At 73.2% G+C, this 422-nt stretch carries 1 protein-coding gene; it reads right to left on the reverse strand.

The features are described 5' to 3' along the window. The coding region (locus H3H34_RS13220; RefSeq protein ID WP_207790957.1) for a hypothetical protein at window positions 1-422 on the reverse strand (422 nt) is incomplete at both ends.

Genomic DNA, 422 nt, shown 5'->3' on the forward strand with positions numbered 1-422 from the left:
TCGGGCGTGCCGTTCGCCCAGAAGCCGGGCACCGGGCTTGCCGGCTCCAGCTCGGCGAGCAGCGCCCGCGCGTCCGACAGCGCGAGCTGGCAGCAGCCGGTCTTCGCATCGGGCTTGAGGTTGGGCCGTTCGCTGCGGAAGGCCTCGCTCAGCCGCTCCAGCGGCACCTTTCCCGTGTCGATCCCGTGGTTCACGAACAGGCGCGCCTGGATCGCCGCCTCGGCAAGGCGATAGAGCCGCGCCACCGCATCGTCATAGGCGCGAAGGTCCGCCCGGCGCTGGGCGTTCCACCACAGGTCCTCGCACAGCGCGGCGGAAGGCCGGCGTTCCGCTTCGGCAAGCCCGCGCAGCCGCTCAAGCAGCCCGGATTCGGCGAGCGCCTGCCCCAGCGGCCCTGCCTCCCCGCCGTTGCGGTCCACCAG

It is taken from the genome of Thermaurantiacus tibetensis, from assembly GCF_015354055.1.
Classification (GTDB): Bacteria; Pseudomonadota; Alphaproteobacteria; order Sphingomonadales; family Sphingomonadaceae; genus Thermaurantiacus; species Thermaurantiacus tibetensis.